This is a genomic window from Mesorhizobium sp. M2A.F.Ca.ET.039.01.1.1, from assembly GCF_003998035.1.
Taxonomy (GTDB): domain Bacteria; phylum Pseudomonadota; class Alphaproteobacteria; order Rhizobiales; family Rhizobiaceae; genus Mesorhizobium.
This window is the reverse complement of sequence record NZ_RZRY01000153.1, coordinates 1-11185: the sequence shown is the minus strand read 5'-3', so window position 1 is coordinate 11185 and position 11185 is coordinate 1. Positions and strand designations below refer to the sequence as shown.

General features: G+C 64.3%; 12 protein-coding genes and 1 pseudogene. 10 read left to right on the top strand and 3 right to left on the bottom strand.

The window, feature by feature from the left end; translation table 11 throughout:
• The 7 genes from EOA24_RS14270 to rpsP all read left to right on the top strand — a co-directional run.
• On the top strand, nt 1–1248 hold a 1248-nt coding region (locus EOA24_RS14270), incomplete at its 5' end, for an NAD(P)/FAD-dependent oxidoreductase (protein WP_127409872.1).
• A gap of 73 nt (nt 1249–1321) precedes the next feature.
• On the top strand, nt 1322–2419 hold the full coding sequence (locus EOA24_RS14265) for a putative zinc-binding metallopeptidase (protein WP_127253762.1): 1098 nt from the start codon (nt 1322–1324) through the stop codon (nt 2417–2419).
• Between the two features lie 167 nt (nt 2420–2586).
• Nucleotides 2587–3192, top strand: a complete 606-nt coding sequence (locus EOA24_RS14260) for a DUF1236 domain-containing protein (RefSeq protein ID WP_126080414.1) — start codon at nt 2587–2589, stop codon at nt 3190–3192.
• A 404-nt stretch (nt 3193–3596) separates the two neighbouring features.
• Complete coding sequence (locus EOA24_RS14255) at nt 3597–4547, top strand: type II CAAX endopeptidase family protein (protein ID WP_126080413.1); 951 nt, start codon at nt 3597–3599, stop codon at nt 4545–4547.
• Nucleotides 4548–5217: 670 nt separating this feature from the next.
• Nucleotides 5218–6807, top strand: coding sequence for a signal recognition particle protein (ffh, locus tag EOA24_RS14250; protein ID WP_126080412.1), 1590 nt, complete (start codon nt 5218–5220; stop codon nt 6805–6807).
• A gap of 7 nt (nt 6808–6814) precedes the next feature.
• Nucleotides 6815–7141 carry a chorismate mutase gene (locus EOA24_RS14245; protein ID WP_073989908.1) on the top strand — a complete coding sequence of 109 codons (327 nt, stop codon included), beginning with the start codon at nt 6815–6817 and terminating at the stop codon, nt 7139–7141.
• Between the two features lie 113 nt (nt 7142–7254).
• Entirely contained in the window at nt 7255–7656 is a 402-nt protein-coding gene (rpsP, locus tag EOA24_RS14240) for a 30S ribosomal protein S16 (RefSeq protein ID WP_126063613.1), read from the top strand.
• Nucleotides 7657–7736: 80 nt separating this feature from the next.
• Here rpsP and EOA24_RS14235 read toward each other — a convergent pair whose 3' ends face one another.
• From EOA24_RS14235 to EOA24_RS14225, 3 genes are all read right to left on the bottom strand, one after another.
• Nucleotides 7737–8000, bottom strand: coding sequence for a YMGG-like glycine zipper-containing protein (locus EOA24_RS14235; RefSeq protein WP_126080411.1), 264 nt, complete (start codon nt 7998–8000; stop codon nt 7737–7739).
• Nucleotides 8001–8238: 238 nt separating this feature from the next.
• Complete coding sequence (locus EOA24_RS14230) at nt 8239–8649, bottom strand: DoxX family protein (protein ID WP_126080410.1); 411 nt, start codon at nt 8647–8649, stop codon at nt 8239–8241.
• Between the two features lie 324 nt (nt 8650–8973).
• Nucleotides 8974–9879: a bestrophin family ion channel gene (locus EOA24_RS14225; RefSeq protein ID WP_126080409.1), complete on the bottom strand. Its 906-nt coding sequence runs from the start codon at nt 9877–9879 to the stop codon at nt 8974–8976.
• A 156-nt stretch (nt 9880–10035) separates the two neighbouring features.
• On the opposite strand from EOA24_RS14225, the gene EOA24_RS14220 reads away from it, so the two are divergent.
• From EOA24_RS14220 to EOA24_RS14210, 3 genes and pseudogenes are all read left to right on the top strand, one after another.
• Entirely contained in the window at nt 10036–10443 is a 408-nt protein-coding gene (locus tag EOA24_RS14220) for an ACT domain-containing protein (protein WP_126080408.1), read from the top strand.
• Between the two features lie 208 nt (nt 10444–10651).
• Nucleotides 10652–10921, top strand: coding sequence for a type II toxin-antitoxin system prevent-host-death family antitoxin (locus EOA24_RS14215; RefSeq protein ID WP_112128743.1), 270 nt, complete (start codon nt 10652–10654; stop codon nt 10919–10921).
• A pseudogene (locus EOA24_RS14210) lies at nt 10918–11185 on the top strand (hypothetical protein); the annotation flags it as partial. The gene EOA24_RS14215 and the pseudogene EOA24_RS14210, both read left to right, overlap by 4 nt.

The window sequence follows — 11185 nt, the reverse complement described above, 5'->3', positions numbered from 1 at the left end:
ATGAAGGACGTTGATGTCGTGATCGTTGGCGCCGGTTCCGCGGGACTTGCCGCGGCAACGGTGCTTCGAGCCGCCGGACATTCCTTCCTTCTTCTCGAGGCCATGGTCCGCATCGGCGGCCGCGCCTGGACCAGCGACCGCCATTTCGGCGTGCCTTTCGACATCGGCTGCGCCTGGCTGCACGCGGCAGACCGCAATCCGTATTTTCCGGAAGCCAAGGCCGCCGGCTGGACGCTGCATCACCATGACATGAATGTCGACCATCTCTATTATCGCAAGCGCAAGGCGAGCGAGGAGGAGGAGGCCGAGATGAAGGCGGCCGATGCCAAGCTCTTCGAACTGCTCGCCAATCATCAAGTCAAGGACGGCGACGACGACCGGCTGTCGGGGCTGCTTGCCAGGGGCCACGCGCCGCGCGCCGCGGCCACCTTCGCCGGCCCGATGGATTTCGGCGCCGACGAGGACGAGATCTCGATCCGCGACTTCCAGGCAGCCGCCGACCTCGACCCCAACTATTTCAGCAAGGAAGGGTTCGGCGCGCTGGTCGCGCGTTTCGGCTTCGACGTGCCGGTCGAACTGTCGACGCCGGTGCGCAAGATCCTTTGGGATGTGCCGGGAATCGCCTGCGTCACCGACCGCGGCACGGTGCGCGCCAAGGCGGTCATCGTCACCGCTTCGCCCGCCGTGCTCGCCTTCGAGGAGATCGAGTTCTCGCCCGCGCTGCCCGACGCGCATTTCGGTGCCTTCTTCGACCTGCCCATGGGCATGCTGACCAAGCTGCCGGTTGAGATCAAGGGCACGAGGCTCGGCCTTGCGCCTTTCGACGACCTTTTGATCGAGCGCATGGCCAGGCACGACATCTATTTCCTCTGCTTCCCCTTCGATCTCGATCTGATGGTCGGCTTCGTCGGCGGCGACTTTGCCTGGGAAATGTCGGCCGCCGGCGAGGCAGCCGGGGTCGATTTCGTCGTCGACCGCCTGTGCGGCATCTTTGGTGGCGACGTGAGGAAGCATGCCGGCCGCGCCATGATGACGAACTGGGGCGCGGAGCGCTTTGTGCGCGGCGCCTATGCGGCGGCGCGCCCGGGCCGCTCCGAAGCGCGCGCGACGCTGATGCAGCCTATTGCCGAGAAAATCTTCTTCGCTGGCGAGCATGTCGCCGGTCCGCTGATCCAGTCCTGCGGCGGCGCGAGGCTCTCGGGCGAAAGCGTGGCCAGGCAGGTCATTGCCCAGATTGCGGCGAAGTAGCACTGGAACGCCGGACGCCGGCGGGCGTTAGGGGCGAACCCACATCCACGCATGGGTCCCACGGGGTTGATGCATGAAGCTTTTCGACTGTCCAAACTGCGGGCACCGCCTTTATTTCGAGAATGCCCAGTGTCTGAACTGTTCCAGCCTGGTGCTCTACGACCCGGAGCAGGCGAAATTCGTGCTCAGCGGCGAGGGCGGCGTCCTTCCATGTGGCAACGCCGATGAATGCGCGTGCAACTGGCGGGCCGAGAACGGCCGGACCTTCTGCCGCGCCTGCGCTCTCAATCAGGTCATTCCCGACCTTTCCATCGACGGCAACCGCAGGCGCTGGATCCGGGTCGAAGCGGCGAAGAAGCGTGCCGTCTACTCCCTGCTCGCCCTCGGCCTTCCGGTTACGCCCAAGGCCGATGCGGGCGACGAGACCGGTCTGGCCTTCGACTTTCTCGCCGACCCGATCGGCGCCGGTCCAGGCGGGGAACGCATCCTGACCGGCCATGACAACGGATTGATCACGCTCAACGTCGCCGAGGCCGATTCCGCCGAGCGCGAGCGCCGGCGCATCGAGATGGGCGAGAATTACCGCACCTTGCTCGGCCATTTCCGCCATGAACTCGGCCACTATTATTGGGACCGGCTGGTCCGTGACGATCCCGCATATCTTTCGGCTTTCCGCGCGCTCTTCGGCGACGAGCGGACCGATTACGAGCAGGCCTTGCAGGCCTACTACGCCAACGGCGCGCCGCCGGACTGGCAGCAGCGCCACATCTCCGCCTACGCCACGTCCCATCCCTGGGAGGATTGGGCCGAGACCTTCGCGCACCATCTGCACATCACCGACACGCTCGAGATGGTGCATGCGCTGAATCTTCCGCTCGGCCGGCTGGAAACCGTCGGCGACGGCGACCTGCCGCGCGCCGATACCGGCGGACATTTGCAGCCGGCGCCTGGCGATCCAGATCCGGTGCAGGAGCCGTTCGAGAGGATCCTCGCCCGCTGGCTGGTGCTTTCGGAGGCCTCCAATTCGATCAACCGCTGCATGGGACTGCCGGACCTCTACCCCTTCGTGATTTCCGAGGTGTCGGCGCGAAAACTGGCCTTCGTGAACGACCTTCTGACCGGCGCGCGGAAAAAGCCTGGAACAATTCGTGAGCCGGCAGCGGCACTTTAGCCGGAACGCATAGATCCCTGTTTCGTTTCCGAGCCCTAGGGCATGATCCCCAAAAGCGGGAACCGGTTTTCGGAAAGATCATGCTCCGACAAAGGAGCTGGATCAGGATGACGTATCTTTGAAACGTCATCCTGATCCAGGGAGCGTTGAAAACGGAGTTAAAAACGATGAAACGCATGTTGTTTCCGGCGCTTGCCGGTGCGCTGCTCGCCATGTCGGGCGCCGCTTTCGCCGATACCCCCGTCGCGGCCGTGACGGACTTGAATGTCCGCGCCGGGCCGGGTCCGCAATACCCAGTCGTCGGCGTGCTGGCGGCCGGCCAGTCGGCCACGCTTACCGGCTGCATCGAAGGCAGCAAATGGTGCACCATCGCCGAAGCCGGCGGCAAGGGTTGGGTCTATTCCGACTATGTGACGGCCGACTTCGGCGGCAGCCGCGTTGTCGTCACCCGTCGCCCGGCCAATGCCGATATCGCCGTCGTGGCGCCGCCGACCGATGACGTCTACACCAGGGACACCTACACCGGCGCCATCGTCTCCAATGATGACGCCATCGAGTCGATCGGCAGACCGCCGGCCGAGGTTGGAACCTATGTCACCGAGCACCGGGTCGATCCGGTCTATCTCGACGGCGAGGTGGTGACCGGCGCGACGCTGCCCGACACGGTCGAGCTGCGCGAGATCCCCGATTACCGGTATCGCTACGTTTATGTGAACAACCAGCCGGCGCTGGTCGATCCGGGCACGAGGCGTATCGTCTATGTGATGCGCTGATCGCCGGACAGTGATGGGCAACAGCGGCCGCCAGCGATGGCGGCCGCTGTTTGTGCCGGCAGCGGTTGTCGCATCGCGACATAGGTTCGGTATTGGCCGAAGCGCCCAAACTTCGTCATCCACGGGCTGAGCGACGCGAAGCGGCGCGCAGACCCGAGGATCCATTCCGTGACCTCGCGCGAAGAATGAAGACGGTGCAGAAGAGAGGCTGTTCTGCACCGCAACATCGCTCAGATGTAACGGCATGGATCGCGACAGGCAGGCGTCCAGCTCGTCTTCGACCGTGACATCCCCGCCGTGGTGCTTGAAGCGACCCATTCAACCCGGAAAACTGATGGCGTAATCGCACGGTAACCACTGATCGCCATACATCATGCGACCGAAGCCTTCGGCAGGGGAGCCGCGTGACCATCGAGAATGCCGCCTTCGAGGGCTATCGCCGCTCGCCGAACGAAAAGACCACTTTGCTGCGCCTGTTCTTCGGGTCGCCGATCATCATCGCCTTCTGGATGGCGATGACGGCTCTGGTGCTCTTTGCCGGCACCTATATCTACATCGTCTGGCGCCTGCCCGGACCCTCGACCGGGCGGTACATGCAGGATTTCTTGGCCTCGCCCGTCGGCATCTTGAGCGCCCTGACCTCTTTTGCCGGCATCTGGATCGGCTTGTGGGTGGCGATGCGCTTCGTTCACGGCGAGCCGCTGTCCGCGCTGTTCGGCGCCAGCCGCCGCATCGCCGGCGGCGATTTCCTCAAGGGGCTGGTCGCAGTGCTGATCACCTCGCTCTTCTCCGAAGTGCTGCTCTATTGGCTGCAGCCGGAAATCACGCGCGGACCGATCGCCTTTTCGTCCTGGCTGCTCTTCCTGATCCCGATCGTGCTGCTGGCCTTCCTGCAGACCTCGTCGGAGGAAATGCTGTTTCGCGGCTACCTGGTGCGCGGCCTCGCCTATCGCTTCCGGAGCCCGTGGATCTGGGCGCTGCTGCCGGGCCTGCTGTTCACCTCGCTGCACTGGAACTCGGCCTCGACTTTTGCCATCAATGCCTGCGTCCTGGTCTCGATCGGCGCCTTCGCCCTGCTGCTCACGCTGCTTGTCTATGTCACCGGCAATCTCGGCGCTGGTTTCGGTGCCCATCTCGGCAACAACCTCACCGGCTTCCTGCTGATCTCGCACCAGGAGGGCTATAATGGCTTCGCCCTGCTCAACGCCAAGCCGCTCGAAGGCCCCGGCTGGACGAACTGGGACGCCGTGCTGATCGCCGCGATCGGTATCGTCAGCACGCTTTTGACGATGCTTTTGCTTGTGCACCGGCGCTCGCCGCTGCGGGTCGGGGCGAACAGGGAAAGCCTCGGTTGAGCGATCCCAAATCGCGGCGTTTTGGCCTAGTGGCACTGCACAGGGATTTTGACCGATCGGCTCTGTTTCTGTCGGCAGGTGGCATGCTTGGACATTGGCCGAAACGCCCATCGCGATCGTCATTCCAGGGCGGAGCAGGAGCGAAGCTCCGTCGCGAAGACCCTGGAATCCATGCCGTTACCTTCGCCAAGGCGTGCAACGGAGCAGAATTCTGCACCGCGGCTGCGCTTCCAAGTCACGGAATGGATTCTATGGTCTGCGCCGCGTCGCTTCGCTCCTTGCTCCGCCATAGAATGACGAGGTTGGGGCGGCTTCAGCCAATCTCCGGCGTTTGCGCTGATTTCACTGAAATGAACGGAAGATCTTGCACCAAGACAAACGGCAACCTTTCAAAATCCCTGTGCAGTGCCACTAGGTTTAGGCCCAACACTTGACTCCGCGGCCGATTTCCTGTCTAGAGCCGCTGAATTTCCGCGACGAGTTTCTTTCGCGAAAGCCGACCAGGACGCCGAAGCCTCTTTGAGGCAAGAGCTGTAAAGAGATCCTGGAGGCCAACACCCGGCAGCGCGATGCGCCCCCGGGTGCTTTTTGGCTTTGCGCTTTTGCTTGGCGACCCGGCGCGAACGCACTACCTCTCGGGCATCCACAGTGCCAGGGAAAAGGGAAAAGAATGTTTGAATCACTCCAGGAACGCCTTGGTTCGATCCTGAACGGCCTGACCGGTCGCGGCGCGCTGTCCGAGGCGGATGTCTCGGCGGCGCTGCGCGAGGTGCGCCGTGCGCTGCTCGAGGCCGACGTCGCGCTGGAAGTGGTTCGCTCCTTCACCGACAAGGTGCGCGAGAAGGCGGTCGGCGCCGCGGTGCTGAAGTCGATCAAGCCCGGACAGATGGTCGTCAAGATCGTCCATGACGAGCTGGTCGAGATGCTGGGCGCCGAAGGCGTCGCCATCGACCTCAACGCGCCGGCGCCCGTCGTCGTCATGATGGTCGGCCTGCAGGGCTCCGGCAAGACGACGACCTCGGCCAAGATCGCCAAGCGGCTGACCGAGCGCCAGAACAAGAAAGTCCTGATGGCCTCGCTCGACACGCGGCGGCCCGCAGCGCAAGAGCAGCTGCGCCAGCTCGGCGAGCAGACCAAGGTCGCGACGCTGCCGATCATCGCCGGCCAGAGCCCGGTCGACATCGCCAAGCGCGCCGTGCAGGCGGCCAAGCTCGGCGGCCATGACGTGGTCATCCTCGACACCGCCGGCCGCACCCATATCGACGAGCCGCTGATGGTCGAGATGGCCGACATCAAGAAGGTGTCGAGCCCGCACGAGATCCTGCTGGTCGCCGATTCGCTGACCGGCCAGGACGCCGTCAACCTGGCGAAGAGCTTCGACGAGCGCGTCGGCATCACCGGCCTGGTGTTGACCCGCATGGACGGCGACGGCCGCGGCGGCGCCGCGCTCTCGATGCGCGCCGTCACCGGCAAGCCGATCAAGCTCATCGGCACCGGCGAAAAGATGGACGGGCTGGAGGAATTCCATCCCAAGCGCATCGCCGACCGCATCCTCGGCATGGGCGACATCGTCTCGCTCGTCGAGAAGGCTGCCGAGACCATCGACGCCGAGCAGGCGGCGGCGATGGCCAAGAAGATGCAGTCGGGCAAGTTCGACCTGAACGACCTCGCCCAGCAGCTTCAGCAGATGTCGAAGATGGGCGGGATGGGCGGCATCATGGGCATGATGCCAGGCATGGGCAAGATGAAGGACCAGCTCGCCGCCGCCGGCCTCGACGACAAGATGTTCGGCCGCCAGCTCGCCATCATCTCCTCGATGACCAAGGCCGAGCGCGCCAACCCCGATATCCTCAAGCACTCGCGCAAGAAGCGCATCGCCGCCGGCTCCGGCACCGACGCGGCCGAGATCAACAAGCTCTTGAAAATGCATCGCGGCATGGCCGACATGATGAAGGCGATGGGCGGCAAGGGCAAAGGCGGCGGCCTGATGCGCGGCATGATGGGTGGCCTTGCCTCGAAGATGGGGCTTGGCGGCATGATGCCTGGCGGCGGCATGCCCGACCTCTCCAAGATGGACCCGAAGCAGCTGGAGGCTTTGCAGAAGCAGGCGCAGGCCGCCGGCCTCGGCAAGGGCCTGCCGGGCGGCTTGCCCGGTGGACTTCCCGGTGGCGGACTGCCGGGCCTGCCAGGCGGCATGAAGCTTCCGGGTCTCCCCGGCCTGGGCGGTGGCGGGCTCCCTGGCCTCGGTAAGAAGAAGTGAGGAGGCGATGAACGAGGAGAAAGACATGGCCGACGCACGCGCCATCCTGGCCGGCTACCGAGCCTCGATCGACAACATCGACGCCGCCCTCATCCATATGCTGGCCGAACGCTTCCGCTGCACCAAGGCGGTCGGCGTTCTGAAGGCCGAGCATGGCCTGCCGCCGGCCGACCCGGCGCGCGAGCAGCAGCAGATCGCCCGCCTTCGTCAGCTGGCGAAGGATGCTAATCTCGACCCGGATTTCGCGGAGAAGTTCCTGAACTTCGTCGTCCGTGAAGTGATCCGCCACCACGAACAGATCGCCGCTTCCAACGGCGCTGCCAAAGCCGGCTAACCAGTGAATGCCGCCCAAAAGTGCTTAGCGGTTTTGGGATAACGGCATGCACAAACAAAAAGACACTGCCGCAAACCACATCAAACGAAATCAGAGCTTTTAGGAGATAAAGAATGGCACTGAAGATCAGACTGGCCCGTGCGGGCTCGAAGAAGCGTCCTTACTACCACGTCGTCGTTGCCGACGCCCGCTCGCCGCGCGACGGCCGTTTCATCGAGTCGCTGGGTTCCTGGAACCCGCTGCTGCCGAAGGACGGCGAGCGCGTCAAGGTCGACGCCGACCGCGTCAAGCACTGGCTGTCGCACGGCGCCCAGCCGACCGACCGCGTGCTGCGCTTCCTTGACGAAGCCGGCCTTGCCAAGCGCGAAGCCCGCTCGAACCCGAACAAGGCGCTGCCCGGCAAAAAGGCGCAGGAGCGTTCCGCCCTGCTGAAGAAGGCTCAGGAAGATGCGGCCGCTGCCGCCGCCGCGGCGACCGCCGCGCCCGCCGAGGCTGAAGCCGCCACCGCCGAGTAATCACGGCGCCGTTGAAAGGCAAACGCTCCAAGAAAACGGCGGACTCATGCCCGCCGTTTTCCTTTGGTCCGCCTGACGCCTCAATAGCCGGACGGGCAGCGCGCCACATAGACGCGCCCGTAGCGGTCGCGGTAGCGGCACTGGCCGGCCTCGCTGGCGTGGCCGATCAATGCGCCGGCGACGGCGCCGACGGCACCGCCCACAACCGCGCCTTCGACCGGATCGCCGGCCACCGCGGCACCGACCGCCGCGCCGCCCAGGCCGCCGATCGCCGCGCCCTTTTCCGTCTGCGAGCAGGCGCCCAAGGCCATCGTCAGAACCAGAATGGTAATTGCTTTCTTCATTGCTGTTCCTCTCTCAAGCGCCGTCCTCGCCGCCATGCCCTAAACTCACGAACAGCTAAATTGATCCCGGCGATGGTGAAGATTGGCCGGCTACGTGCCGGCCGCGTCAACAGGACCAAGTGCTAACCTGTTGAAATCTCGTGGCCTTAACCGCTCGGCAGGGCGTCTCGGATTGTCGAGCCCGGCCTCGAAATCCTTACCGATGAGGTTATGAGAATGAGCATCGCTTTTGCCCCGGTTATCGCCTGGACGGGATCAGCGCCCGCACTCTTGCGTCGCGCAGATAGAGCCCGCCCCACAGGATAACGCCGAGATAGACCCCGAACAGCGTGTGCGAGAAGAGCGGGTTGCCGATTCGCACATGCGTCGAAATCGCGCCGCCCATATAGGCGGTGAGCAGGATCGCACCGAGCACCGAGGTGCGCGGCAAGGCATAGAGCGCGGTCGAGATCAGCCCGATGACCCCGATCAGCCGTGCGATGTTCGGATCGGCCGGCCAGCCGAGCCCGTTCATCGTCTGCGTGACGATATCGAGCGGCGGCAGCTTGATGACGCCGTCGAAGATCATGAACAGGACGACCACGGCGCTGAGCGCGCGCCCGGCCCACACAGCGCCTTGCGAGGCAGGCGCGGCTTCGGAGATGCTCATGGATGTTCCCTCCTGGGTGCGAATACCGGCTGCTTGCCGGGTTCGATTCAAGGACGGACCATGATGTGGCGATCCTACAAGGGCCGGTTCTTTTGGACGTCGGAGCAACCACACCTTCGTCATCCTAGGGCGAAGCAGGAGCGTAGCTCCGTCGCGGAGCGCGCGGCAGAACAAAATTCTGGACCGCCGGCAACGCCTTGAAGCCACGGCATGGATTCTAGGGTCTGCGCCGCGTCGCTTCGCTCCTTGCTCCGCCCTAGAATGACGAAGAAAGCACAGCGCTTTCGACCATTTCCGAGGGCAGAGTCCTCGTGGGTCGACCTCCTACGAGAAATAGAACTTGTCGGCCGCGATCATCTTCGGCGGTGTCTCGTCCAGCGCCTCGAACACGGAAATCTCACAAACGCGGCAGAGGCCGTCCAGCGCCAAGTCGTTCGCCTCGATGCCGAACGGATCCTCGAGCTCTTCCGACAGCGCATCGAGGCCGAAGAAGGTGTAGGCGATCAGCGCCGTGAACAGCGGCGTCGCCCAGCCCGTGGCCGAGACCAGCCCGAACGGCAGAAGCAGGCAGACGACATAGGCCGTGCGATGCAGCAGAAGCGTGTATGCAAAGGGCAGGGGCGTGCCGGCGATGCGCTCGCAGCCGGCCTGGATGGCGGCGATCGCGGCCAGCCTTTCATCGAGGATGCGGAAGCCGATCGGGTCGAGCGCGCCGGCCTCGCGTCGCGCATTGGCGCGCCGGCCCATGCGGCGGACCATGTCTTCGGCAGGGTTGGCGCGGGCGGCGGCCTTGTCGACCTCGTCGCCGATGAAGGCGCGCGCGTCCTCTATGCTGTCGATCCGGCGCAATTGCCCGCGCAGCAGATGGCAGAAGGCAAGCGCCTCCATCAGCAGCGCGCGCTGCTCGGCGCGGTCGCCGATCAGGCTGGTGGTGGCGCGCGCCAAGTTGCGGATCTCGAAGACCAGCCCGCCCCAGAGCTTACGCGCCTCCCACCAGCGGTCATAGGCGGCGTTGTTGCGGAACGACAGATAGATCGACAGCGTCACTCCGACGAGCCCGAAAGGCGCGATGCTGAAGGCGCTGAGATCGAGCTGGAAGTGCCGTGCCACGAGCAGGATGACCGCCGAGTAGATGGCGAAGCCGAAAATCTGCGGCAGGATGCGCGGCACCACCGAGCCGCGCATGATGAAGAACAATTGCAGGAATGTCGGGCGCGGGCGGACGATCATCGGATGAACCTTTGCAAGCCGTTATGTCTCTACGGCGATAACGAACCCGCGGCTCAGCCGCCAGCGACATCGCCATGTCGTCCAGGCTCAGGACCGTTGACGTTTCGAGCGGGACTGTCGAGAACGTCGCAGAGCGCCAGACGAAGGAATGGAAAGATGAACGGCGAGACGGACCTGCAGAAGCTGCTGGCATCGATGACGCCGCGGCTTTACTCGGATATCTATGTATTCGCCACGTTGGCACCTGGCATGCCGGTTGCGGCGGGGCTCGAGCCCGTCATGCAATTTCGCGAGCGCGAGGGCACGACGATGATCCTGGCCGAAAGCCAGGCAAAGGCGGCCGGCCTTGCCGGAACGTTCCGTTGCCGGATGATCACGCTCGACATCCACTCCTCGCTCCAAGCCGTCGGCTTCCTCGCCGCGATCACCGCGAAGCTGGCGGCCGCCGACATGGGCGTCAATCCGGTCTCGGCCTTCTATCACGATCATCTGTTCGTGCCGGCGGATCGGGCGGAGGAAGCGCTGGCGATATTGGGGCAGCTTGCGGCGGAGAGCGGTGCCTGAGCCACGAGAAGATCGAAGAGCCGGCGCTATCTCATCCACCCTCCCACTCCCCAGGGAAAGGAGCCTAGGTGCGGAAAGCTCACCCCGGCGACTGGCTTGCTCTATCTGGACGTCGATCCTGAAGCCGGCGATGGGGCATTTTTCATCGCTTTGCACAAATGCTGCCAATGCTGTATATGGCGACAATCAGCAATGATAGGAGGTCGCTATGCCCCGTTCAGGTGGTTCCTATTCCACGAGCGAGCTTTCCCGGAAGTCCGGCGACATTATCGCCGAGGCCCTGCGCCGTCCGGTGACGATTACCCAGCGCAACAAACCCCGTCTCGTGCTTCTCAACATCGAGGATTACGCGCGGCTGGTGCGCCAGTCAGATAGCCGCTCTGCCGGTACAATCGAGACCATGTCTGACAGCCTCTTCGCCGATTTCGAGAGCGCGGTCGAAGCCTATGCGCAGGAGGATGAAACGGGGCGGACATGAGCTACGACGACATCCGCACGGCAACGGTCATCCGTTACCCTTACCTCTGGGCGCGCGAAGCCCGCGCCGGCGAGACGGAGGGCCGCAAGGAACGGCCCGTCGCCGTCGGCGTGCGGGTTGTACGAGCGGATGGCGATCTTGTCCTGTTCTTCCCGATCACCACCAAGGAGCCGGAGAAAGCTCGGTTCGCGGTTGAGATCCCCGCCATCGAGAGGCGCCGCGCGGGACTCGACGCCGATCGGCGGTTGTGGATCATCCCCCCGC